The following is a 25,030-nucleotide window of genomic DNA, read 5'->3' as shown; positions in this document are numbered from 1 at the left end:
TTTCGATGTTTTAGAAATCCAATCCTATGGTCAGAGAATAGATACGGGGACGCGGGTACACGCTCATGTCTATGCCGCCCTGGCACTCCGGGTCGACACCCGTGTAATCCGTGAGGGTAAACACGTTCTGCACCATGAACGAGGCGTTGAGCGAACACCACTTCGCAATCTTCCCGAAATTGTACGACAGCTGCAGGTTGTCCATCTTCAGGAACGAAGCGTTCTCCACATAGAGGTCGCTCTCGAACTGCCGTTTCCGGAAATGTGTCTCCAGATAGCTGGCATTGAGGCGGTTGAGCTGGTAGCTGTTGTACGACATCGTTTCCCATGCACCCGTATTCATCGCCATTCCGTTGTAGAGGTAATTGCCGACACTGGCACGGAGCGATGTGCTCAGCGTGAGCCGCTTCCAGCGCACTGACGTGGAGAGACCGAAGAGCCAGTCGGCCGACGGCGAATGGTGATGGTACAGGTCCTTCGAGTCTACCTTTCCGTCGCCGTTGAGGTCGGCGTAGAGTCCTTCTATCGGCAGTCCTGTCCTCTCGTCATAAATCTGCTTGTAGACGTAGTAACTATAAGGTGCATGCCCCTCTGACAGCACCTGTACATAATGCGAGTCGATGGCACCGGCCGGCGTGTGGGGCGATGCCGAACGGGCGTTGAGGCGGAGATTCGTAATCCGGTTGCGCTGCCAGGTCGCATTACCGCTGAGGCTCCACTCCCAGCTGTCTGTCTGCACAGGCGTTGCAGACAGGGAGATTTCCACACCTTTGCCCGTGATATTCCCCACGTTGCTCAGCATCTGCTTGTTGAAGTTCGTACCGGCTGCAACAGGGACCGTGGCCAGCAGATCTTCTGTCCTGCGGCGGTAATAGTCGATGGAACCTGTCAGCCTGTCGCCGAAAAATCCGAAGTCCAGCCCCCAGTTCCAGGCCTTTGTCGTCTCCCACTTCAGACCGCTGTTGTATGCGGACGGACGGTAGGTTGCCGTCGGAATGCCTCCGAACATATAATAGGCCCCGCGCTGGCTGAGCGTGTACAAAGGCAGATAGCAGTAATTGGCAATGCCGTCCTGCTGCCCGGTCACACCATAGCTGGCACGCAGTTTCAGCGTGCTGAAAGCCGGTTTGAGCACCTTGAAGAAGCCTTCCTCAGACACCCGCCATCCCAGTGCGACCGACGGGAAAGAACCCCACCGGCTGTCCTTGCCGAAGCGGGAGGAACCGTCGCGGCGCAGACTGGCCGTGAGCAGATACCTGCCGTCGAAGCTGTAGTTCAGACGGCCGTAATACGAGAGCAGGACATGCCGCTGGTCGTCGGCGGCAGAGGCAGCCTGCTGCTCGGCCGGTTCTCTGTCATTGAGTTCGGTGTAGGCGGCGTTGGTGTACTTCCAGAACTGGTAGTCGTAACCGGCCGTGACCTCAAAGTTGCTCTTGATACGCTCCACATATCTGTTGTAGTTGAAATAGAACGTGAACAGCCTGTTCCGGTTCTTCTGCGGCCCGTACCCGTAGTTGCGGCCTCCTGTGTTGTAATACTGGTAGGCTTCGTGTGGCACATAGACGTGTCCCCGGCCGCGCGACCCGTCGTAGCCGAGCGTAAGGTGGGCATGGAGACCGGGCAGGAAACGGAAGCTGTAATCTGCATCGAGGCTGCCGATGACCCGGCAGACCTTGCTCGTGGAATGATAATTGGAAAGTAGTCCTGCCGGATTTCCCGTAGCACCCGTGACAGGAACGCCGTTGGCATCGACCGCTTCGTGATAGCCGAGGAAAGCGTCGCTGCCCGAATAGACCGGCGAACAGGGATTGTGCGTGGCAGCGCTCCAGATGGCTTCCGTATTGGCAAATCGGTTGTCGCCATAGGTCGCCTTCAAGTTGACATTCAGCTTGACACGGTTGTCCAGGAGGGTGGGAGTGAGCGTAAGGCTGCCGGTGTAGCGGGTCACATTGTCCGTCCGCAGGATTCCGTTCTGGTCGCTTATGCCGAGGGACAGGCGGTAAGGCATCGCACCAGCCCTGCCGGAGATACCAAGGTTGTTGTCCGTTCCGAAAGCGGTATGGAATATTTCTTTGTTCCAGTCGGTGTCGACACCGTCGTTGAGCAGCGACTTCTGGCTGTCATTGCCGTAAGTGCGCACCAGACGGTACAGCTCGTCACGTGTAATCATATCAGCCGTCCGGGTGGGAGTCTGGAGGGCGTTCGTCGAGGAGAACGTGATCTTCGGGCGGACGGAACTGGTGCCCTTCTTAGTGGTGATGATGATGACACCGTTGGAGGCACGCGATCCGTAGATGGCCGTCGAGGACGCATCCTTGAGGATAGTCATGCTCTCGATGTCGTTCGGATTGATGAGACTCAGGAAGTTTCCGCTGCCGGAAACCGACCCGCCGACCTCCATGGGCATGCCGTCGAGCACTATCAGCGGGTCGTTGGACGCATTGAGCGATGCGCCGCCACGGATGCGGATCGTACTGCCCGCCGAGGGCGAGCCGCCGCTGTTGACAATCTGCACACCGCTTACCTTGCCATTGACCAGTGCCTCGGGCGAACTGACAACCCCCTGGTTGAAATCCTTGCTGCCCACACTCGACACGGAGCCGGTAAGATCGCTCCTGCGCTGTACACCGTAACCGATGACGACAGCCTCCTGCAGGACCTGCTCGTCAGAGGCAAGCGTGACAGACAGCGGTCCCCTTGCGGGGATGCGCACCGTCCGGGTCTTGTAACCGACATAGGAGACCTGCACTTCTGCCGTCTGCCCGTCTACTTCAAGGACGAACTTTCCGTCAAGATCGGTGACAGTGCCTTTCCCTTGCCTCCCTGTCGTCACGGTCGCACCGACAAGGGCTTCCCCATTGTCGTCCGACACCGTGCCTGTCACCGTCCTGACATTCTGTGCGAAAGAAGACGCAGTGACGAGAAAGACAAGGAAAACCATACAGAACAAGCGCGCTTTGAAATTGCTTTTGTAAATCATATTGGTTTTTAGTTATATAGATAATTGTATCCGGTATAAGAAATCGTGCTCCCCAGAGCCGGCCGGCCGCCTCCTGTCCTCCCTGCAACAAGGCTGGAGAGGCTGACCGATGACACCTTCGTCCAGGTCAGGAGCAGCCTGCCAGAGAGAGAGGCGATCCGTTTGATGTGGCAAAATTAATAGACTTCCCGATACAACGCAAGCACAAAATGGACAATGTTTTGCTCATTTTGGACAGGGTGGGAATCTGTTGGGACAAAACGTTTTCTACCGGTGCAGGAGGGGGATTTTCCATTCCCATTGTGAAGCCGACAGCTATCCGGCAGCCGGAATGGAACGAATAAGATTTCTGTATGACGCAGGGATGAACCGCAGGCGGATCTGTCATGCAGACCTCATCAGACCGATAATAAAAAAGGGGATGTGTAAAATGCAAATTAATAACCTGACAACTTTCAAACTATAAGCAGGTTTTTCCTAAAAGCAAAGAAAAGGCCATTTCTTTACTCAAAATCGAGTACAGAAATGGTCATTTTTAATGAATTGTCTCAAACTGTAAGATGATCAAAATGGTATTTGCATTTTGACACACCCTCAAATCAGATCTGTATGATGGGGAACAGTTGTCCTATTCCCGGGATACAGTCTGACAGGCCGGAGGACAGACATACCCGGACCGCAGGCAAGTGGATGATGCCGGTCTGACCCAATAGGACAGACAGGATGTCAGGTACCGACGGCAAGAGGCTTTCCGCCGGCACAGGGAATGCTGTTCCCAACCGGTCGGGATTCCTGTTCCCAGCCGCTGGGAATCCAGTTCCCGGCCGTCGGGAAGCCGAGTCCCGACTGGCTGGAGACCATTCCGGGGCGCGCCTGATGTCCGGGGGCGTGCGGTTCAATGTTTCCGGTTGACCGCCTTTCGGCCTGCTCTCAGGCCGGGTTGACGGTTTCAAGACAGAATCCCGCTCTTCCGACGACCTGTGATCTGACCGCCGGCCGCCTCCCTATTCGTTGACGACTTTCTTCCGGGCTTCTGTCCATGCGATGATTCCGCCCCGAAGATTGGTGACGGAATACCCTTTCCCGGCAAGGAGCAGAGCGGCAATGGCGGAACGCTTGCCCGAACGGCAATAGACGGCGCAAGGACGCTTCCTGTCGAGCCGGGCGAGCGCATTTGTCAGGAAGGCGGAATCCTTCACATTGATGTTCACTGCCCCGGCAAGATGCCCCTCGGCATATTCCGCCGGTGTACGGACATCCACCAGCTGGACAGAATCGGAACTGATGACCTGCTCGAAACGGTTGACATCTACATTCTCGAAAAGCTCCTGCGCCGTTGCGCCAAGACTGACGCCCATTGCTGCCAGCAGGGCTGTAATCATCTTTTTCATCTCTCTTCTGGTTCTTTTATCTACTGACGGGGACTGCACAGGCCTCCCTCTCCTCCCCCTGACAATCCTTGCTCAACGCAAGGGCATGTCCCGGAGAGCCTCACGGATCCCTGCACCGGCCGTCATCTGGTTTGTTATAAGACAAAAAAAGAGAGTTGAATCATCAACTCTCTCTCTGTTGGGATACCCGGATTCGAACCAGGAATGACAGGACCAGAATCTGTAGTGTTACCATTACACCATATCCCAATGAACATTCAACTCATTTCCGAATTGCGATTGCAAAGGTAGCACTTTTTCCCGAACTGCCAAAATTTCCATGGACTTTTTTCTATCTACAGCCTGTTTTTTATGCTTCGCCCGCCAAACGGGCGGATTCCCGCCGTGCCTGCAGCGCCGCCTTCGGCGTGAAGGAACGGAGGAAAAATCCCGCTCATTGCCTGCGGACCAGACGGATCACGTTCACCTCCGGCCACGCCCCGAACCTGAACGGGACCGTACCGCCGATACCGAGCGAGACATACAGCATAGAACCGTCTTCTACGTATTTGCCGCCCCACTCATGGTACGCCCACTTGGCGGGAGAGAACCGGCCGATCTTCAGCTGGCCGGCATGGGTATGGCCGGAAAGGGTAAGGGCGATGTCCGTCTTGTGCAGGACGCCCCGCCGCCAATGCGTAGGGTCGTGGCTGAGCAGGATCTTGAACGTCCCGGCGGCCAGTCCCTCCATGGCCTTCCCCAGGTCGCCCATGCTCTTGAAAGGCGGGCGGCTGATATTCTCCACACCGATCAGGGTTATCGATTCGCTCTCGTCCGCTCCCTCCCGCCGGCGCTTACGGACAATATGGACATGGCGGTTCATCAGCAGATGCCAGCCGATCTTCTCCTCCAGATACTCCAGCACACGCTGGTTGCGCAGGGCGGGCGGTTCCTGGGCGAATGCCCCTTTCCGGTCGCCGCCCCTGTTCCCGGCAGTCGCCTCCATGCCGTATTCGCAGTAATCATGGTTGCCCATGACACTATAGACGCCATCCGGAGCGGTGATCCGGCTGAGGTCGGCAAGGAAAGGGAGCACCTCGTCTGCCCGCACATTCACCAGATCGCCGGTGAAAACCACCAGGTCCGGTTTCTGTTCGTTGACCATCCGCACCAGTTTCCTGATGAATCCGGGATTGCGGAGATACGTGCCGAGGTGCAGGTCGCTCAGCTGCAGGATACGATAACCGTCGAAAGCCGGGGGTAGCAGTTCCGACTCGCAGACCGCCGTACGCACCATGATCCGCCGCCAGCCGAAGAAGAAGCCGTAGACGAAGACGGCTATCAGGGCGGCAGCGCACAGCAGGGCGGCCTCCGGCGGGAGGACAAACTGCAACAGGACGAACACCAGCCTGGGCAGGTCGAGACAGAGCAGGAGTACCGTGAAGGCACGCAGGAGCGCATTATGGTAGATTCCCGCACGGAACAGATAGAAGGTGGCGACAGTCGCCACGGTCGGCAGCAGCCAGACAACGCCCAGCCCGAAGTCCCGGGAAGGCAGCACATACCGCCATCCCACGTACCCGTCGGGCAAGGCGAGCAGCAGAAGGAAAAGCACGACAGGCAGCAGCTGTTCCTTGAAATCCGCTTTCATCGGAGAGTGGATTTGCGCCCGGACCGATAGCCTTTATTCTGTACCAGATTGCCGTTGAGGTCGACGACACGTTCCGGAATCGGGAAGACGATGGTGTGGCGGTCGGCTTCCGTCGCCGGTGCCGTCCGCTGGTCGTAGGACCGGTGGAAACGGCCGAAGCGGATGAGGTCGTTGCGCCGCCATCCTTCCCACATCAGCTCCATGAGCCGTTCGGCAAGGATGTTGTCCAGGGTGGCCGCCCTGTAGCCCATTCCGCTGCGGCTGCGCACGGCGTTCAGCTCGGCATCGCCGTTCTCGCCGTTGCGCACCTCTGCCTCGGCTTTCATCAGCAGGACATCGGCATAGCGGAAGAGGACAATGTCGTTGTCGGGACTCTTTCCGTCGTTGTAGGCATTGGGATCCACCTCATACTTCGCCATCCGTGCCCCTGCCGTCTTGACATAAGGACTGTTCGTGAGGTTCACCTCCACTTCAAGCGGCATGTAGACAAGCGGGTCGCCGTTCTCCAGACGGACGATCTCACCGTTCACACGCACCGTGTCGGAATAGAGGTTATAGGCATAACGCCTGTCCACCGCGCTGGTTCCATAGCCGTAGGTGCGGACGGTGGAGAGCGTCGCACAGGATCCGTTCTCCGAGGAAGTGCCTACCGCACCGCCGTGGGCATAGTGGCGGGAACGGAACAGATACTGGAACTGGGCTTTATATAGGTGCTTGTCCATCGGAATGACAAAGATGTTCTCCGGCGAGTTCTCGTTGTGGACAGAGAAGTTGCTCAGGTAGTCGGGTGCCAGTGTGAAGCCGGCGGCCGTCACCTTGTCGCAGTAGTGCTTGCAGGCCTGCCAGGCGTTCATCTGCTGGCCGTCGACCGCAAAGTACAGCTGACTGCCGTCCGGCTGCTGGCCGTCCGTCCAGTCGGCGTCGGCATACACCTCGGCATTCAGCATGAGTTTGGCCAGAAGGAAGTCGGCGACAGAGCGCGTCACGCGTCCGTAGTCCTTGCCCTCGAAGTTACTGTGCCCTGCCGGAAGCAGCGGCTCTACCTCCTGCAGCTCCTTCACGACGAATCTGAACACTTCCGGCCGGCCTGTCTGGACGGCATTCCCCGGGGTCTCCTCCACGCCCGTTATCAGCGGGACATTGCCGAACATATCCATGAGGTAATAATAGAACATGGCACGGACGGCACGCGCCTCGGCCCGGTAGGCCTTGTACTGTGTGTCGGTAAGCAGATGCCTGTACTTGTCGATGGTGGCAAGACCGTCATTGCTGAAAGTGATCACCTTGTAGAAATATAACCAGGTATTGTAAAGCGGTCCGTCATCCGTCTTCCAGCGGTGCAGGTACAGGTTCTCCCAGAAGCCGCCGTCGTACCAGTCGCCGCCGCGCACAGGAATAAGCGCCTCGTCGGTCGTGAAGGTATTGTAGTCGTAGACACCGCGATAGGTTCCCTGCAGTCCCTCGCTGTCCTTGTCGCTTCCCATATAATTATATAAGGTGGCGACGGCATTGACGTAGACAGCCTTCGCCGAGGTATAGACCTGACTTTCGTCGAGACTGTCCCTTGCGTTCTCGTCCAGGCAGCCGGTCAGTGTCATGACACTTAGAATCAATAGAGAATGGCGTAAATACTTCATGTGAAACAGATGTTTGTGTTAGGATACCATGCTTAAAACTTGATGCTCACTCCGATGGAGTAAGTGCGATAAGGAGGATAGGTGCGCTTGTCGTCGATGCCCAGCGTATTGTCCACCACGTAGCTGTTGATCATCGGCGACAGCCCGCTGTAAGAGGTGATGGTGGCGAGGTTGTTGATGTTGAACGAGAAGCGCAGGGAGCTGATGTACCTGCTCCTGACAGGGGCGTTCCAGCAGATGGCGAGGTAGTCGAAGTTCAGATAGTCGCCCCGTTCCAGCCAGTAGTCGGTTACGTTCTGGTCGACGATGTTGCGCCCGGGAGCTTCCGCCAGCACGTTATAGTCGGGGAAGTTCGACATGTTCAGGTAGGACAGCGCCGTCCCGTTGAAGATCTTATGGCCGAAAGCTCCGTTCATCTGCAGCGAGATGTCGAAGTTCTTGTAGCGGAAGCTGATGTTGGAGCCCAGCGTCATCTTCGGCGTGGCCTGTCCCGCAATGTAGCGGTCGCCATGGTCGCTGAGGTCGATCACGCCGTCCTCGTTCAGGTCGGCGATGTCGTATTTGTAGTGTCCGTGCCCGTTGTCAACGATTCCCTTGCAGTGAGGAAGATAGAACACACCCAGGGGCTGGCCGACAATCTGGTACAGTATGTCGCTGTTGCCGCCGTGGAAGCCGGCGCCGTTCATGCCTCCGATGGCCGTAATGTCCGATGCGGTCATCTCCCTGCCGTTGCACCTTCCGTTCAGCGAGAGCAGCTTGTTCTTCTGCCAGGACATATTGACATTGACGTTGAGTTCCATGTCCTTCTTCGAGACCGGCACGACCCCGATGCCCAGCTCGAAACCGCTGTTCGACATCGAACCGATGTTGGCCAGGAGCTTGTTGAAGGAGAAAGGCGGTACGGGCACATCATACTCGTAGAGCATATCGGTCGTCTTGGAATAGTAGCACTCTGCCGTAAGCAGCACCCGGTTGCTGAACAGGCCGAGGTCAGCACCGAGGTTGAAGGTGCTTCGTATCTCCCACCGCAGGTCGGGATTGCTGTTCCGCAGCGTTCCCATCGTCACGGTCGGCGTGCCGTTGTAGGAGATCAGCCCGACCGGAACGAACTGCTTCATGGTCAGATAGGAACTGATGGCGCCGAGGTTGCCGGAGCGTCCGTAGCCCGTCCGCAGGTCGAGCAGGCTGACCGGTCTGCAGCCGCGCAGGAAACGCTCCTTCTTCATGTTCCACGTCATCGAAGCAGAAGGGAACACACCCCAGGTGTGGTCACTGCCCACCATGGACGAACCGTCGGCGCGGGTCGTCAGGTTGACGGTATAGCGGTCGAGCAGCGTATAGGTGAGCGTTCCCATGACGGAGGCCAGACCGGGGTCGGCATAGCTGCTGCCTGTGCCGCCGTAGGGCCTGTCGGACGCTGCCGCAAGATTGTCGTACCCGAAGCTGTTGCTGGCAAGTCCCTTCACCTGTGTCCAGAAAGCCGCCATCTTCTTCTTCTGGTATTCGCCCAGCAAGGTGGCAGAGAGGGCGTGTACGCCCCAGTGGTGCTTCCAGTCGAGGGAGATGTTGCCCAGCATCTCTTCCGTCTTCCGCTCGCCCCGGTATGCCATGCCCTGCGCCCACACCCACGTAGGGGCAAACTTCGCATTCTCCGTCGAGGTGTAGGAGTAAGAGCCCAAGGTGGAGAGCTGCAGGCCGTGTCCCAGCTGCAGAGACAGCTGCAGATGCGTATTGAACGTGAGATTCTTCTCGTCGTTGCGCTCCAGCAGCAGGGGGGCGGGACTTGCTATCTGGGAAGAATTGCTGTTCCGCTGCCAGCCGTCACCGACCTTGCCGAACGCCATGGTGGGATTCATCGCCGCCGTGGAGTAGGCAAGCATCTGCAGATCGTAGATCTTGTCGTCCTGCTGGGACGCTCCGAAGACCCCGAAGTCGATCTTCAGCTTCTCGTCGAAGGCGAGCTGGGAGATGTCCAGCTTGGCGGTGAAATTGCTGTAGTCCTTGTTCCTGATGACGGTCTGTCCCCGCATATAGCCCAGCGAAGCACGGTAGTTCGATGTCCCGCTGCCGCCGCTGAAGGCGATGTGATGCGTATTGACAAAGCCTGTCCGCACGATTTCCTTCTGGAAATCGGTATCATATCCTTTATCGACATAGACCAGCCCCAGCGCCTTCGCCGCCCCGACATACCCGGCGGCATCCAGCATGTTGAGCCGTTTGTACACGTGCTCGAAACCTATCGTCCCGTCGTAATAGATCTGGAACCCGCCGCCCTTGCCGCGCTTCGTCTTCACCTCGATGACACCCGATGCACCCCGCGAACCGTACTTGGAGGTCTCGGAGGCGTTCTTGAGAATCGTGAAGTTCTCGATGTCGGCGGGGTAGATGGTAGACAGGGCGGCAAGGTCGGAGGAGACACCGTCGATGATGACCAGCGGGTCGTTGCCGCCGGTAAGGGAGGTGGTACCGCGCACGCGCACACTCGTCAGCATGGCCATGCGGTCCTGTCCGTTCGACACGACGTTTACGCCCACCGCCTGACCCGAAAGGGCATCGAGTGCCGAACTTACCAGACCTTTGTTCATCTGTTTCTCCCCCACTTTCGCTATCGACCCGATGACGGGCAGGGTATCACTGACGTGGAACAGCGGCTGTTCCTGAACGATAGCACGTGGCTTGTGTTGTCTTTGCGCGTTTGCCATGCCGGTAGAAGCCGTTATCAAAAGGCAGCAAACGAGCGTCCGGGGTAAAATGTATTGTCCAGCCATATTAAAGGTAATAAATGTTATATATGCTGTTTGTCTTAGCAAATATACACAATTTCCGGGAGACAAACGCCAGATTACCATTTTTTTTGTTAAATTTGTCGATATAATTCTCCCAACGGATCTTTTTTTCATGGAGAGCCTGAAGGGAAAAACCTAAATTCTTACCAAATGGAAAAGATACTTTTAGCGGCTCTGCTGATGGGGATGTCCGTGACGGGAAGCCGGGCACAGAACACCACACAGATGCCGGATTTCACGGAATGGCACGACCTTCAGGTGAACGCCGTCAACCGTTTAGCAACACACACGGACTTCTTTGCCTTTTCTCCAGAAGATGACCTCGTTGGCCAACAACCGGACAAAAAGAAATCGAAGAACTACCTCCCGCTCGACGGCAACTGGAAGTTCAAATGGGTGGAGAATGCCGACCAGCGTCCGACCGACTTCTTCCGTACAGATTACGATGATTCACAGTGGAAGGACTTCCCTGTCCCCGGCATCTGGGAGATGAACGGCTTTGGCGACCCCGTCTATGTGAACATCGGCTTTGCATGGCGAGGGAACTTCAAGAACAATCCACCTGAAGTGCCTGTCAAAGACAACCACGTCGGTTCGTACCGTCGTACCATCCACATTCCGGATAGCTGGGACGGAAAGCAGGTCATCGCCCACTTCGGCTCGGTAACGTCTTGCATCTATCTGTGGGTAAACGGACAGTTCGTCGGCTACAGTGAAGATTCAAAAATCGGACCAGAGTTTGACGTGACAAGATACCTCCGGAAAGGTGACAACCTGATAGCCTTTCAGGTGTTCCGCTGGTCGGACGGCAGCTACTGCGAGGACCAGGATTTCTGGCGGCTCAGCGGTGTTGCGCGCGAAAGCTACCTCTACGCCCGTGATGCCAGACAGCACCTGAAGGACATACGTGTCACGCCAGACCTCGTAAACGACTACAAGGACGGAACGCTCAGCGTCAACCTTCAGCTTTCCGGCAGAACAAAAGCATTCCTTGTATTGGAAGATGCCGACCGTCAACTTGTCTGCAAGACTGCAGCCAGTCCGAACAAAACCGGACAGGCAAAGGCTTTCATGGAATTGAGGAATCCCAGGAAATGGACTGCGGAAACACCTTATCTATATTATCTGTATGTACATACCGAGGATGCCAGGACCGGGAAAGAGCTTGAAACAATTCCTCTCCGGGTCGGTTTCCGCAAAGTTGAAATCAAAAACGCACAAGTGCTGGTCAACGGGCAGCCAGTCCTCTTCAAGGGAGCAAACCGCCACGAGATGGATCCGGACGGTGGTTATGTGGTAACACGTGAACGGATGATACAGGACCTCAAACTTATGAAGCAGCTGAATGTCAACGCTGTGCGGACCTGCCACTATCCTGACGACCCTCTTTGGTACGATCTCTGCGACGAGTACGGGCTATATGTCGTCGCCGAGGCCAATCAGGAGAGCCACGGCTTCGGCTATGGTGAGGACGCCGTGTCAGGCACTCCCCTCTTTGCCAGACAGATCATGGAGCGCAACCAGCACAATGTAGGCACGAAATTCAACCATCCCAGTATTGTCATCTGGAGTCTCGGCAACGAGACACGGTACAGCAAGAACTTCGATGAAGCCTACGACTGGATCAAGTCGCAGGACAAGAGCCGCCCCGTCCAGTACGAACGGGCGGAGCTGAAGGGATATGCTACGGACATCTTCTGTCCGATGTACTACCCTCCGAAAGCCTGTGAGAAATATGCACAGGACGACAGTCATACCCGTCCCCTCATCCAGTGTGAGTACAATCACACAATGGGAAACTCGGGCGGCAACCTGAAAGAATACTGGGATCTCGTCCGCAGATACCCGAAATACCAAGGCGGCTTCGACTGGGATTTTGTCGACCAGGCATTGCATCGCACCCCTCATTTCGATGCTTCCCGCTCACTGGCCGACTATGAGCGTATGGCAAAGGAAGCGAACGTGAAGACCGAATACACCTATGGAGGTGATTACAACCGGCATGACCCGTCAGACAACAATTTCAACTGCAATGGCATGATCGGCCCCGACCGCCAGTTGAATCCGCACGCTTATGAGGTAGGCTACGAATACCAGAACATCTGGGCTTCACCGGTCGACCTCAGACAAGGAAAGATACGCATCCACAACGAATACTTCTTCCGCGACCTCGGTAATTACCGCATGGAGTGGAGTCTCGTTAATGAAGGGGAAACCGTCAAGAGCGGTACGATTGACCAGCTGGACATTGCACCGCAGCAGACCGCCGAATACACCCTGCCTATCACAGGAAAGGAATACGACGGTGAAGTCCTGCTGAATATAGACTTCAAATTGAAGGATGCCGAGCCACTGATGACAGCAGGACAGACCGTGGCAGAAGCGCAGATGGAGGTGCAGCCCTGGCAGCCCGTACAGAAGAGGGAACCGGTTGTGAAGGACAAGATAAAAGTCACAGACAAGATAAAGGAAAATCTTATCCGATTTTCCGGCAACGGCTTCAGCATCACGTTCAACCGCAAGACCGGCTTCCTCACGAGTTATCAGGTTGACGGGCACGACTTGCTGGGTGAAGGCGGAACACTGAAGCCCAACTTCTGGCGGGCCGTGACAGACAATGACATGGGGGCAGACTTCCAGAACCGACTTTCCGTATGGCGCAACCCCACACTGATGCTGAAATCGCTGGAAGTTGAGAAGAAGACCGGATGCCTTACAGCAGTGTATGATATGCCGGAGACAGGAACTGGCTTGCGTCTTGTCTATCATGCCACACCGGACGGCGCACTCCATGTCGGTATGGAAATGGAAATGAAGAAAGGCAGCAAGACACCGAATCTCCCCCGTTTCGGAATGTTGATGCAGCTCCCTTACAAGATGGACAGGTCGGTCTTCTACGGCCGCGGGCCTGTAGAGAACTATGCCGACCGCAAACTTTCACAGCGTATCGGACGCTATGAGCAGACGGCTGACGAACAGTTCTTCCCCTACATCCGTCCACAGGAAACAGGTACGAAGAGCGACATCCGCTGGTGGCAGCAGACTGACAGCAGCAACCGTGGCTTCCGTGTACAGCCTGACGAGGCGGCTTTCTCTGCCAGCGCCCTGCATTATAACATCTATGACCTCGACGAAGGAAAGGAGAAACACCAACGTCACAGCTACCAGGTACCGTTATCGGAGTACACGAATCTCACCCTGGACGCTGCGATGATGGGGGTCGGCGGCATCGACAGCTGGGGTTCCGAACCGCTGGAGAAGTATCAGCTGCCGGCTGGGAACCGCTCCATGCACTTCTGGATCATACCGGTACGCTGAATCTTCCACAAGGCAATCCGCCACGGAGACCACCCCTACAGAACAAACAGACTTCTGTAACCTAAAAGGCATTAAAACAGCCATATCAATGCATCCGCTGCAGAGATATGGCTGTTTTTGTTTTTACAGCCACTTCCTACCGCCGGACTTCTGTCCATATATGAGCATTGTCAACTCTCCCTGTATCTTTCTGTTTTCATGCGCAAATGATGGAGACAGAACCGGCGAGACGTATTTCTCTGTAGAAAAAGAGGCATTATTCAACAGACTGGCATACAATCCACTTTTTTTATGTAAATTTGTAAACAGAATATATTTCTTTCAAAATATGATTTAACGGCAGAGGAAGTCCAATCAATGAAACAGACATCCTTCACCTCCAGCTTTCTTGATTCCGGAATAACAGACGATGATAAACGAAGAATTAACATACAGGGTTCTGCGGAACTTCGGTTTCGTTCCTACCGACGACCAGCGGAACGCCATAGAAGTCTTTGCACGCTTTATGACCGACCGTAACGAGCGTTCCGTGATGCTTCTCCGTGGCAGTGCCGGTACGGGAAAGACCTCCCTGGCCGCCGCCATTGTACGAACGATGCAGGAACTGAAGCAGAGGGTATCGCTGCTGGCTCCTACCGGACGTGCCGCAAAGGTGTTCTCGCTGAATGCCGGTCAGCCGGCTGCCACCATCCACCGGGCTATCTACCGGGAGAAGGCATTTACAGGACTGGACGGCACGTTCAACCTGAATGTCAATCTCTTCCGCGACCGGCTGTTCATGGTCGATGAGGCATCGATGATCAGCCTGTCGGCAGGCAACACGATCTTCGGCAGCGGATGCCTGCTGGACGACCTCATCCAGTATGTCTATAACGGACGCAACTGCCGTCTGCTGCTTGTGGGCGACAAGGCACAGCTGCCACCTGTAGGCGAGGAGGAGAGCCCTGCCCTGCGTGCAGATGTACTGCAGGCTTACGGACTGGCTGTCTATACGTGCGATCTGGACGAGGTACTCCGGCAGAGCCAGGATTCCGGCATTCTCTACAACGCCACCCTCATCCGTCGGATGATCACCCATAATGAAGCTACACAGCTGCCGAAGATACACTTCGAAGGCTTTGCCGACATCTCCATTGTCCCCGGCGACGAACTCATCGAGAGCCTCGCTTCCAGCTATTCGGAGGTAGGTATGGACGAGACGATGGTTATCACCCGCTCCAACAGGCGTGCCAACGTCTTCAACCAGGGCATCCGAAACAGGGTGATCGGACGTGAGGAGGAACTGACGGCAGGCGATATGCTGATGGTGGTGAAGAACAAGTATATGACTCCGCCGGACGGCCTCTCTCGGGAAACAGCAACAGAGCATTCCATGCCTGCCACAGCTTCCCTGGCCTTCATCGCCAACGGCGACCGGGCCGTTGTCCGCCGTGTCCGCAACGTGCGGGAACTCCATGGCTTCCGGTTTGCCGATGTGACGCTGGAGTTTCCGGACTATGACACTCAGGGGGAGGAAATGACAGTCATCCTCGACACGCTCACGACGGAAGCACCCGCCTTGACACATGAACAGAACGAGCAGCTCTTCCGGAATGTGCTGGAGGACTATGCCGACATACCGCTGAAGGCCGACCGCATGAAGAAAGTCCGTGAGGATACTTACTACAACGCCCTGCAAGTGAAGTTCGGCTACGCCGTCACCTGCCACAAGGCACAGGGCGGGCAGTGGGCGCACGTCTATCTCGACCAGGGCTACATGACCGACGAGATGCTCACGCCCGACTACATCCACTGGCTCTACACCGCCTTCACCCGGGCCACGACGCATCTTTATCTTGTCAACTGGCCGAAGACGCAGATAGCGGGGCAGGCGGATATGGAACGGTAGGGGCTTCTCCCACCGGCCGTCCCTCTGGGGGGACAGGCTGCCACCGGCTGCTCTCCCACCGGCCGGGCACACGGGGAACAAGCTACTTCTGTCTGCCCCGTCCCGGAATTACACGGACACGACAGAACTGCAAAACCGAATCCGAAGTCCACTTCCAGCCTCTGCGTGATATTTCATCAAAGTCGTCAACTCACGAGACAGATCTCACCACTCCGAATTCCTGACGACCCCAAAATCACCCCTGCAGGCAACAGAATCCGTACTCGCGGGGAGCATCCGGCCTTTTCCGGAACGAAAAGAACTACTTATGGCTCGTGTACTTGGCGTACTGTTCCTTGGTAAGAATCTTCTTCAGGGCGGCATTATAGGCATTGCGCCGCTCGTGCTGCTGCCTGATATGCGTCCTAACTTCCTCTGACTGCGCATGCTGGGTAGCCCCAGTGGAACCGTCGACACCGGTCTCCTTGCGCTCTTTGACAGGCTGCGGTCTGCCCTTGAAGCGCGGATTGGCAATCAGGTCCGCATATTGCTGATTGAGTTTCAGAAGTTTCTTTGCCTGTTTCTCGTTCAGCGCCAGTTCCCTCACGAGATTGTCCGTCGCCTGCTGCGGAGTCAGGGCAGCAGGGTTGTTGTCATGCTGGAAGACTGCCCGGCGGCCTGCCGGAACATGATACAGTCCTGCCGACACGCCGGAAGCGGTCAGCAGACCGGCGGCAAGGAAGGATAGAATCGTTTTCTTCATTGTTTTTCCGTTTGATCTGTTTTTACTTTTCTATGTTGCTATCCAAACCATTGGATAATGTTTATTTTGTAATGAATGGATTGAGAAACAAAGGGAGTCTTCACGCTGACACCATACGCTCTATCATGCAAGGGATACGCTTTCAACGGAAAAATCCTGCAATACAAAGCGCTGACGGACCGCAAGCAGAAACCCTCTGGCCGGATGGTTCCTGACAGGAAGCCCCGCAAGAAGAGATTTATCCTGATACTCCCTCACCCGGACGACCGATCTCACAGGCTATTCAAACAGGCCTGCCACACCGTCTTTGATACGCTTGAAGAAGTTTGTCCAGCTCCGGCTCGACCCCTTCTTTTCGTTGACAGTCTGCGTGTTCTGTCCATTCTGCCTGCCCTGACTGCCTTGTGAGGGCGGCTGCTGACGGTTCGCCACAGTGCGTGCCGGGTGCGCCGCCTGCTGGGACTTTGCCCTGTACGGCTGAGAGGCATTGCGTGTTTCCGTATTGTTGTCTTTTCCGTCTCTTTCCGTCCTTGTCTGTGCGAGGGGTTTCCTGTTACCCAGACGGGTATTCACCCTGCGTTCAATCTCCTTCGGCCTGTCTTCCTCGGGCTTCTCCCATTCGGGGATAAATTCATAACATACACCTGCCGTTCCATACTCCACCTCGGGCATTTCGATACCGCCCTTTGACTCGGAGACAAACGGGACTTCGGTTTCCTTCGGCACGACCTCCACTTTCACGTACGCTACACCACAGGACAGCGTCCCCAATTCACGTGCGGCAGCGTAGGACAGGTCGACGACACGTCCACGCACAAAAGGGCCACGGTCCGTTACACGGACGATGACCGACCTGCCGTTACGGGGATTCGTCACCCGAAGACGCGTGCCAAATGGAAGGGTGCGATGCGCACAAGTGAAGCCGTTACGGTCGTAACGTTCGCCGTTGCTCATCCGGCGGCCGTGCAGACCGCTGCCGTAATAAGAAGCTTTACCGTCCGACTGTGCCTGGACGGTCAGTGTGAAGATGCTGACCAGCGAGAAAAACGCTGTCAGGAGAAGCCTGGTTCTATACATAAACATTCATTCTACATCACCAGCCTCCTCCTGTAACGTTTCATGCGCTTCCCCGCCCTGGCGGCAGGGAAGTGCGAAGGAAAACCGGTTTCTATTATACGACGCCCTGTGCAAGCATGGCCTTCGCCACCTTCATGAAGCCTGCGATGTTGGCGCCCTTGATATAGTCGATGTGACCGTCAGCCTGCTTGCCATACTTCACGCACTGCTCGTGGATAGAGCTCATGATGTAATGGAGCTTCTGGTCGACCTCCTCCGGACTCCATGAGAGGCGGAGCGAGTTCTGCGACATCTCGAGGCCTGACGTTGCCACGCCACCTGCATTGACAGCCTTGCCGGGAGCGAAGAGCTGCTTGGCAGCGGTGAACTTGTCGGCAGCCTCGGCGGTACAGCCCATGTTTGAAACCTCGGCTACACACAGCGGCTTGCAAGCCAGAATCCTGTCGGCATCCTCGCCGTTCAGTTCGTTCTGTGTCGCACATGGCAGATAGATGTCCGCCTTCTGCTCCCAAGGCTTGCGACCCTTGAAGAACTGTGAACCCGGGAACTTCGCTGCATAAGGCTCGCAGACATCGTTGCCGCTGCCGCGGAGTTCGAGCATGTACTCGATCTTCTCGCCGCTGATGCCGGCCGGATCGTAGATGTAACCGTCAGGACCGCTCAGCGTGATGACCTTCGCACCCAGCTCGGTAGCCTTCTTGGCAGCGCCCCATGCTACGTTTCCGAAGCCGGAGAGAGCCACAGTCTTGCCCTTGATGTCGAGTCCGTGCGTCTCCATCATCTGGTGAACGAAGTAGAGCGCGCCGTAACCCGTTGCCTCCGGACGGAGGATAGAGCCGCCCCACTCTCTTCCCTTGCCTGTGAGCATGCCCTGGAACTGGTGCGTCAGCTTGCGGTACTGACCGAAGAGATACCCGATCTCACGTCCGCCGACACCGATGTCGCCTGCTGGCACATCCTCGTCAGGACCGATGTGACGGTAAAGCTCGTTCATGAAAGCCTGGCAGAAACGCATGACTTCAGCATCGCTCTTGCCGCGCGGTGAGAAGTCCGAGCCGCCCTTGCCGCCGCCCATAGGCAGTGTGGTGAGCGCATTCTTGAAAGTCTGCTCGAAACCGAGGAACTTCAGGATGCTGAGGTTTACGGATGCGTGGAAACGCAGACCTCCCTTGTACGGGCCGATGGCGCCGTTGAACTGTACACGGTAACCGAGGTTCACCTGTACCTTGCCCTGGTCATCCACCCATGGCACACGGAAAGTGATGATGCGCTCCGGCTCCACGATGCGTTCGATGATGCTTGCGCGCTCGAACTCGGGGTGCTGGTTGTACACATCCTTTACAGAAACGAGCACTTCGCGTACCGCCTGCAGATACTCTGACTCACCTGGATGCTTCTGCTCCAGTGCTTGCATGATTTTTTCGACTTCCATAGTAAATTGACTTTTTATTTGTTTATGTTAGGTAGTTTCATCCGGTTCAGAATGGTACGGCAAATATATCCAAATTCTGTCAAACCACCAAATGAAAATCGAAAAAATTTAATTTTCCACTGGCTTCTCGGCTGCCGCCATGATTACCAGGGAAAGATGCTGGCGTGCAAAGTAATAAAAAACATATCATTTATGTAGCGAAAAGATAGGATGTCTTGTATTTATTTCGTATTTTTGTCGAAAATTAAGTTTTTGAAGATGAGTGAGCAGATTCCCCCGCAATGGAGCAATTTTTATCTGAAGGACGTCAGTTTCGTCAATCTGATGATGCGCCGTATCTACAACGTCCTGATTGTTGCCAACCCCTACGATGCCTTCATGCTCGAGGACGACGGACGTGTGGAAGAGAAGATCTACAACGAGTACATGGAGCTGGGGCTGCGCTATCCGCCTACCTTCACGCAGGTCTCGACAACCGAAGAGGCTGCCAGGGTACTCAGCACGGTAGACATCGACCTGGTCATCTGCATGCCGGGCAATGCCGACAATGACGCCTTCGACGTGGCGAGAGCCGTGAAAGCGGAGTTCCCCGGCATCCACTGCGTGGTGCTGACTCCTTTCTCCCACGGCATCACACAGCGCATCCAGCACGAAGACCTGAGCATCTTCGACTATGTTTTCTGCTGGCTTGGCAATACCAACCTTATCCTGTCCATCATCAAGCTGATGGAGGACAAGATGAACATCGACCATGACATCCGCGAGGTGGGCGTACAGATGATCCTGCTCGTGGAGGACTCCATCCGCTTCTATTCCTCCATCCTGCCGAACCTGTACGGCTACATCCTCACGCAAAGCCGGAACTTCGCCACGGAAGCCCTCACCCGACACGATGCCTCGCTGCGCCAGCGCGGCCGTCCGAAGGTCGTCCTCGCCCGCACCTACGACGAAGCATGGGAGATATACCAACGCTACAAGGACAACTGCCTGGGCGTCATCTCCGACGTGAGGTTCCCTATTAATAATAATGTGGAACGGAAGGAAAAGACTTCAGCGAAAGACCCGGAAGCCGGACTGAAGCTGCTCCGCGCCATCCGGAAGGAGGACGAATACCTGCCGCTGATCCTCGAAAGTTCGGAGAGCGACAACCGGGAGAAGGCGGAGGCGGAAGGCTTCCGGTTCGTAGACAAGAACTCGAAGAAGATGAGCGTGGACCTCCGCCATCTGCTCGAAGAGCACATGGGCTTCGGCGACTTCATCTTCCGCGACCCGACGACACACGAGGAGGTGATGCGCATCCACAGCCTGAAAGAACTGCAGGACAACATCTTCAAGATTCCGCGCGACTCCATGCTCTACCACGTCTCACGCAACCACGTAAGCCGCTGGCTCACCGCCCGGGCCATCTTCCCCGTATCGACTTTCCTGAAGGGCATCACCTGGCACAAGCTGCAGGACGTGGACATGCACCGGCAGATCATCTTCGATGCCATCGTCGCCTACCGGCGGATGCGCAACGTGGGTGTCGTCGCCCTGTTCGACCGCCACAAGTTCGACCGCTATGCCCATTTCGCCCGCATCGGCGACGGATCGCTGGGCGGCAAGGGGCGGGGGCTGGCCTTCCTCGACAACATCATCAAACGGCATCCCGACTTCAACGGCTTTCCGAACGCCACGGTGCAGATCCCGAAGACGGTCGTCCTGTGTACGGATGTATTCGACAGCTTCATGGAGCAGAACAACCTCTACCAGATCGCCCTCAGCGATGCCCCCGACGACGAGATTCTCCATGCCTTCCTGCACGCCCAGCTGCCCGATGCGTTCATCCCCGACTTCTTCGCATTCTTCGAGGCGACACGATCGCCGATCGCCGTGCGGTCGAGTTCGCTGCTGGAAGACAGCCACTACCAGCCGTTCGCCGGCATCTACTCCACCTATATGATACCCTGCCTGGAGGACAAGTACGAGATGCTGCGGATGCTGGCGTGTGCCGTCAAGGCGGTCTATGCCTCCGTCTACTACCGCGACTCCAAGGCCTACATGGCCGCCACGAGCAACGTCATCGATCAGGAGAAGATGGCGGTCATCCTCCAGCAGGTGACAGGCAAGGACTACGGCGGCCGCTTCTACCCGAACATCTCGGGTGTCCTCCGCTCCCTGAACTACTATCCCATCGGGGAAGAGAAGGCCGAGGAGGGCATCGCCTCCCTGGCGCTCGGCCTGGGAAAATACATCGTCGACGGCGGCCAGACCCTGCGCGTCTGTCCGTTCCATCCGCACCAGGTGCTGCAGATGAGCGAGCTGAAGATGGCCTTGCGTGAGACTCAGACGCAGTTCTATGCTCTCGATATGCAGCACGTAGGCGAAGACTTCAAGGTGGACGACGGCTTTAACATTCTCAAGTTGCAGGTGAAAGAGGCTGAGGCGGACGGCAGCCTGCAGTACATCGCCTCCACCTATTCGCCCGACGACCAGGCCATCTACGACGGAGCCTACGAAGAAGGGCGCAAGATTGTTTCCTTCTGCGGCGTGTTGAAACAGGAGGTCTTCCCCCTTCCCGAACTGCTCCAGATGGCGATGCGATACGGGGCGGAAGCCATGCGCCGGCCGGTGGAAATCGAGTTCGCCGTCAATCTGAACAGCGACAGGACGGGGGAGCTCTACCTTCTCCAGATCCGCCCGATCGTCGATACGAAACAGATGCTGGAGGAAGACCTTGCTTCCATTCCAGACGAACGGTGTCTGCTCAGGAGCCACAACTCCCTCGGACACGGCATTTCGGACGATGTGACGGATGTCGTCTACGTGAAGACGGACACCTCCTTTACCGCAAAGGACAACCCGGCCATCGCCGACGAAATCGAACAGATCAACCGCAGGTTCCTCGATGCCGGCCGCAACTATGTACTCATCGGTCCGGGCCGCTGGGGATCGAGCGATTCCTGGCTGGGCATTCCCGTGAAGTGGCCGCATATCTCCGCGGCGCGAGTCATCGTCGAAGAAGGGCTGGAGCACTACCGTGTAGACCCGAGCCAGGGAACGCACTTCTTCCAGAACCTCACCTCCTTCGGTGTGGGCTACTTCACCATCAATCCCTACAAGCACGACGGCTTCTACCAGCGCAGTGCCCTCGACGCCCTGCCTGCCGTAGACGAGACAGCCCACGTCCGCCACGTCCGCTTTCCCCGCCCGCTGAAGATCATGATGGACGGCAAGAAACAGGAAGGAGTCGTACTGATGCCCGGTATCTGACAGGCACCTTGGCAAGCAGGCCTCACTTGGCATCCAAGCAAGGCCTGCTTGGGCTTCAATCGGGCGTTACTTGAAGCGCAATCAGGCACCTTCTGGAAGCATGATTATAGCATACTGGTTTTCAGACGGTTAAGGATAGATGGAATCAGGGTGCTGCCCCCATGATTTTCTGCACTTCGGAGAAGACTCGAAAACTGCCGGGAGTTGATCGTTGAGGATTAAATGATCGCCCGATTTTCCGTATGGGTTTAAGAAGGACAGACAATCTATCTGAATCCGTCAGATAGAAGCAGGTCTTCCTGCCTGAGGGGAAACCGTCGGACAAAGAACAGTCTGCTCTTCCCTTTTCCGGAAAGTCAATGACGGCAGAGGCTGCGTAGATGAGACAGCCTGCTGAGGCGGGACTCCGCCCTGACCACCCCGACTGATAGCCCCCGACTGATATGCTTATCGGGAAAAAACAGCTTTTAAAATTGTTTTTTTCAATTTTATTTGTATATTTGCAATTATATTAATTTTTTGATTATAAACTTTTAAAACAAGCTATGGCGCAAACGGATAATCATCTTGTCATCATGGCAGGAGGGGTAGGAAGCAGGTTCTGGCCGATGAGTACGGCAGAATGTCCCAAACAGTTCATCGATGTCCTGGGGGTGGGCAGATCACTCATCCAGCTGACGTACAACCGCTTTGCAGACGTTGTCCCGTCGAAGAACGTCTGGGTCGTCACCAATCAGAAATACGTCGGACTGGTTCATGAACAGCTGCCGGACATTCCCTTCAATCACATTCTGAGCGAACCCTGCCGCCGCAATACCGCCCCCTGCGTGGCGTATGTCAGCTGGCGCATCAAGAAAGAGAACCCGAAGGCGAACATCGTCGTGTCGCCGAGCGACCATATCGTAACCGACGAGAAGGAATTCAGAAGAGTCGTCGGGAACTGCCTGAAGTTCACGGCCGAGACGGATGCCATCGTGACGCTGGGCATGAAGCCGACACGTCCGGAAACAGGCTACGGCTACATACAGGCCGACCTCACCGCCGCCTCCGCCAGGAACAGGGAGATCTTCCGGGTCGACCAGTTCCGTGAGAAGCCCGATCTGGAGACGGCCGAGCGTTACATCAGACAGAACAACTTCTTCTGGAATGCGGGCATCTTCATCTGGAGTGCCTCGACCATCATCAACGCCTTCCGCATCTACCAGCCCGGCGTGGCCCGCATCTTCGAACGCATCATGGATGTCCTGGGCACGGACGACGAGCAGCGGGTGATCGACGAGGTCTATCCGGAATGCGAAAACATATCGGTCGACTACGCCATCATGGAGAAAGCCGAAGAGATATTCGTCTGTCCGGCCGACTTCGGCTGGAGCGACCTGGGCACATGGGGGTCGCTGCTTGCACAGACACAGCACGACATCTACGGCAACACGGTGATAGGCAAAGACGTACGGCTCTTCGACAGCAGGAACTGCATCGTACATACGACCGAAGAGAAAAAGGTCGTCATCCAAGGGCTTGACGGCTACATCGTCGCCGAACAGAACGGCAAGCTGCTCATCTGCCGGCTCTCGGAAGAACAGCGGCTGAAACAGTTTACAGGGGAGGGATAAGCCCGCCGCAAATCCGGGAGCGTTGCCCACCATCCGGAAGGAGGAGCCGAAGGGAGGGCGACAGAACCGGCCGAAGTTCATAATCACATTCGCCAGAATCATGAAAGAGAAAACAAGTCTGCTTCTTTTCATCCTCCTGCTTTCACCACGTTTCCTCTTTTCCCAGGAGCCGCAGCGGGTGCGGATCCATCCGCAGCATCATTTCCAGCATACGGTGCCGAAGGGCAATTACAGCGGCCTGACCTGGCTCGGAGGCGACCGCTATGCCGTCGTTTCCGACAAAGCACCGCAGAGCGGATTCTTCATTTTCCACATACAGACGGATGCCGTCAGCGGAGAGATCACCGGCATCAGGACAGGACGGTTCTGTCCGTCCGGCGAACCGAACCGGGACGAGGAAGGCATCGCCTTCTTTCCCAAAGACAGCACGCTGCTGATCTCACGGGAGGCCGACAACAGTATCCTGGAATACGGGATGGACGGTAGACTGACAGGCAGGCGGCTGGCGATTCCCCGCATCTTCCACAGCGCTTCCCCCCGGTATGGCTTTGAAGCCCTGACTTACAATGCCGTCACGCATCGTTTCTGGACCACTACCGAGAGCACGCTGGCAGGGGACGGAGAACAGGCCGATGCCGGGAACAGGGTCGGAAACCGCATCAGACTGCAGAGCTTTGACGACAATTTCCAGCCCGGCAGCCAGTATGCCTATCAGATGGACGCACCGGAACACCATCCTTCCGCCTCGAACTATGCGATGGGCGTACCGGCCATGGCAGCCATGGACGACGGACGGCTGCTCGTTCTGGAACGTGAGTTCCTCGTGACGCCGGGCAAGCTCGGCTCGTTTGTCATCAACAGGCTCTTCTGTGTGAATCCGGCGTTGTCCGCACCGGTCAGCCCGGACAGAAGGCTTGATGCCGACAGCCCCTATCTGCAGAAAAAACTGCTGGCAGCGTGGAAGACGACGCTTACCCTCTTCCGGCAGAGCCTTGCCAACTACGAGGGAATGTGCCTCGGGCCGCACCTTGCCGACGGAAGCCGGGTCGTCGTGCTCTGCGCCGACAGCCAGAACCAGTACGGCGGCATCCTGCGCGACTGGTTCCGTACGGTCGTCATCCGATGACACTCTCCCGGGACAGGACACATTCGAGGAGGCACACCGGCATCCAAAGGCCTTTCAGAGAGCCTTCCGACCAGAAACGGCACGACAGGAAAAAGACCATTTCTCTACTCGAAACGAGTTTTGAAATGGTCTTTTCTTGTATTGGGGGAAACCCGACT

At 56.3% G+C, this 25,030-nt stretch carries 13 protein-coding genes and 1 tRNA gene; 5 read left to right on the top strand and 9 right to left on the bottom strand.

All coding sequences use genetic code 11. From position 1 onward, the window contains the following. Nucleotides 1-10: 10 nt before the first annotated feature. The 6 genes from HMPREF9141_RS04445 to HMPREF9141_RS04420 all read right to left on the bottom strand — a co-directional run bounded on the left by HMPREF9141_RS04445 (nucleotide 11) and on the right by HMPREF9141_RS04420 (nucleotide 10,406). Nucleotides 11-2,980 (bottom strand): SusC/RagA family TonB-linked outer membrane protein, encoded by a 2,970-nt coding sequence (locus tag HMPREF9141_RS04445; protein ID WP_007367311.1) that lies wholly within the window; start codon nucleotides 2,978-2,980, stop codon nucleotides 11-13. Nucleotides 2,981-3,984: 1,004 nt separating this feature from the next. After that, entirely contained in the window at nucleotides 3,985-4,371 is a 387-nt protein-coding gene (locus HMPREF9141_RS04440; protein ID WP_007367308.1) for a rhodanese-like domain-containing protein, read from the bottom strand. A 178-nt stretch (nucleotides 4,372-4,549) separates the two neighbouring features. Further along, nucleotides 4,550-4,620, bottom strand: a tRNA-Gln gene (locus HMPREF9141_RS04435). Nucleotides 4,621-4,804: 184 nt separating this feature from the next. Continuing rightward, nucleotides 4,805-6,001, bottom strand: coding sequence for a metallophosphoesterase (locus HMPREF9141_RS04430; protein WP_007367307.1), 1,197 nt, complete (start codon nucleotides 5,999-6,001; stop codon nucleotides 4,805-4,807). Then, complete coding sequence (locus HMPREF9141_RS04425; protein ID WP_007367306.1) at nucleotides 5,998-7,638, bottom strand: RagB/SusD family nutrient uptake outer membrane protein; 1,641 nt, start codon at nucleotides 7,636-7,638, stop codon at nucleotides 5,998-6,000. Before HMPREF9141_RS04425 ends, HMPREF9141_RS04430 begins: the two co-directional genes overlap by 4 nt. Before the next feature lie 32 nt (nucleotides 7,639-7,670). After that, a complete protein-coding gene (locus HMPREF9141_RS04420; protein ID WP_174256062.1) occupies nucleotides 7,671-10,406 on the bottom strand; it encodes a SusC/RagA family TonB-linked outer membrane protein in 2,736 nt (911 codons plus the stop codon). A gap of 168 nt (nucleotides 10,407-10,574) precedes the next feature. Here HMPREF9141_RS04420 and HMPREF9141_RS04410 point away from each other — a divergent pair, with 168 nt between their 5' ends. Beyond that, nucleotides 10,575-13,742 (top strand): glycoside hydrolase family 2 TIM barrel-domain containing protein, encoded by a 3,168-nt coding sequence (locus HMPREF9141_RS04410; protein WP_007367303.1) that lies wholly within the window; start codon nucleotides 10,575-10,577, stop codon nucleotides 13,740-13,742. A gap of 409 nt (nucleotides 13,743-14,151) precedes the next feature. Continuing rightward, nucleotides 14,152-15,630, top strand: a complete 1,479-nt coding sequence (locus tag HMPREF9141_RS04405) for an ATP-dependent DNA helicase (RefSeq protein ID WP_007367301.1) — start codon at nucleotides 14,152-14,154, stop codon at nucleotides 15,628-15,630. A 301-nt stretch (nucleotides 15,631-15,931) separates the two neighbouring features. On the opposite strand, the gene HMPREF9141_RS12435 is transcribed toward HMPREF9141_RS04405, so the two are convergent. The 3 genes from HMPREF9141_RS12435 to gdhA form a co-directional block, all read right to left on the bottom strand. Beyond that, a complete protein-coding gene (locus HMPREF9141_RS12435; RefSeq protein WP_007367300.1) occupies nucleotides 15,932-16,372 on the bottom strand; it encodes a DUF4890 domain-containing protein in 441 nt (146 codons plus the stop codon). Between the two features lie 279 nt (nucleotides 16,373-16,651). Then, nucleotides 16,652-17,449: a septal ring lytic transglycosylase RlpA family protein gene (locus tag HMPREF9141_RS04390; protein ID WP_040554256.1), complete on the bottom strand. Its 798-nt coding sequence runs from the start codon at nucleotides 17,447-17,449 to the stop codon at nucleotides 16,652-16,654. Nucleotides 17,450-17,543: 94 nt separating this feature from the next. Beyond that, nucleotides 17,544-18,881, bottom strand: coding sequence for an NADP-specific glutamate dehydrogenase (gene gdhA, locus HMPREF9141_RS04385; protein WP_007367298.1), 1,338 nt, complete (start codon nucleotides 18,879-18,881; stop codon nucleotides 17,544-17,546). A 258-nt stretch (nucleotides 18,882-19,139) separates the two neighbouring features. On the opposite strand from gdhA, the gene HMPREF9141_RS04380 reads away from it, so the two are divergent. From HMPREF9141_RS04380 to HMPREF9141_RS04370, 3 genes are all read left to right on the top strand, one after another. Then, nucleotides 19,140-22,133 carry a PEP/pyruvate-binding domain-containing protein gene (locus HMPREF9141_RS04380; protein ID WP_040554255.1) on the top strand — a complete coding sequence of 998 codons (2,994 nt, stop codon included), beginning with the start codon at nucleotides 19,140-19,142 and terminating at the stop codon, nucleotides 22,131-22,133. 545 nt (nucleotides 22,134-22,678) lie between these two features. Then, nucleotides 22,679-23,746 (top strand): mannose-1-phosphate guanylyltransferase, encoded by a 1,068-nt coding sequence (locus HMPREF9141_RS04375; RefSeq protein WP_007367296.1) that lies wholly within the window; start codon nucleotides 22,679-22,681, stop codon nucleotides 23,744-23,746. 100 nt (nucleotides 23,747-23,846) lie between these two features. Continuing rightward, nucleotides 23,847-24,872 carry an esterase-like activity of phytase family protein gene (locus HMPREF9141_RS04370; RefSeq protein ID WP_040554478.1) on the top strand — a complete coding sequence of 342 codons (1,026 nt, stop codon included), beginning with the start codon at nucleotides 23,847-23,849 and terminating at the stop codon, nucleotides 24,870-24,872. Nucleotides 24,873-25,030 lie beyond the last annotated feature (158 nt).

Source organism: Prevotella multiformis DSM 16608 (assembly GCF_000191065.1).
In the GTDB taxonomy this organism is placed as follows: Bacteria; Bacteroidota; Bacteroidia; order Bacteroidales; family Bacteroidaceae; genus Prevotella; species Prevotella multiformis.
The sequence above is the reverse complement of the archived record's forward strand: the minus strand, read 5'-3'. Positions and strand labels throughout refer to the sequence as shown.

Excerpts from the sequence above, each read along its gene's own strand:
- HMPREF9141_RS04380 (WP_040554255.1), top strand. The coding sequence starts at position 19,140 with ATGAGTGAGCAGATTCCCCCGCAATGGAGCAATTTTTATCTGAAGGAC.
- HMPREF9141_RS12435 (WP_007367300.1), bottom strand. The coding sequence starts at position 16,372 with ATGAAGAAAACGATTCTATCCTTCCTTGCCGCCGGTCTGCTGACCGCT.
- HMPREF9141_RS04420 (WP_174256062.1), bottom strand. The coding sequence starts at position 10,406 with ATGGCTGGACAATACATTTTACCCCGGACGCTCGTTTGCTGCCTTTTG.
- HMPREF9141_RS04370 (WP_040554478.1), top strand. The coding sequence starts at position 23,847 with ATGAAAGAGAAAACAAGTCTGCTTCTTTTCATCCTCCTGCTTTCACCA.
- HMPREF9141_RS04425 (WP_007367306.1), bottom strand. The coding sequence starts at position 7,638 with ATGAAGTATTTACGCCATTCTCTATTGATTCTAAGTGTCATGACACTG.
- HMPREF9141_RS04430 (WP_007367307.1), bottom strand. The coding sequence starts at position 6,001 with ATGAAAGCGGATTTCAAGGAACAGCTGCTGCCTGTCGTGCTTTTCCTT.
- HMPREF9141_RS04375 (WP_007367296.1), top strand. The coding sequence starts at position 22,679 with ATGGCGCAAACGGATAATCATCTTGTCATCATGGCAGGAGGGGTAGGA.
- HMPREF9141_RS04405 (WP_007367301.1), top strand. The coding sequence starts at position 14,152 with ATGATAAACGAAGAATTAACATACAGGGTTCTGCGGAACTTCGGTTTC.
- HMPREF9141_RS04445 (WP_007367311.1), bottom strand. The coding sequence starts at position 2,980 with ATGATTTACAAAAGCAATTTCAAAGCGCGCTTGTTCTGTATGGTTTTC.
- HMPREF9141_RS04390 (WP_040554256.1), bottom strand. The coding sequence starts at position 17,449 with ATGTATAGAACCAGGCTTCTCCTGACAGCGTTTTTCTCGCTGGTCAGC.
- gdhA (WP_007367298.1), bottom strand. The coding sequence starts at position 18,881 with ATGGAAGTCGAAAAAATCATGCAAGCACTGGAGCAGAAGCATCCAGGT.
- HMPREF9141_RS04410 (WP_007367303.1), top strand. The coding sequence starts at position 10,575 with ATGGAAAAGATACTTTTAGCGGCTCTGCTGATGGGGATGTCCGTGACG.
- HMPREF9141_RS04440 (WP_007367308.1), bottom strand. The coding sequence starts at position 4,371 with ATGAAAAAGATGATTACAGCCCTGCTGGCAGCAATGGGCGTCAGTCTT.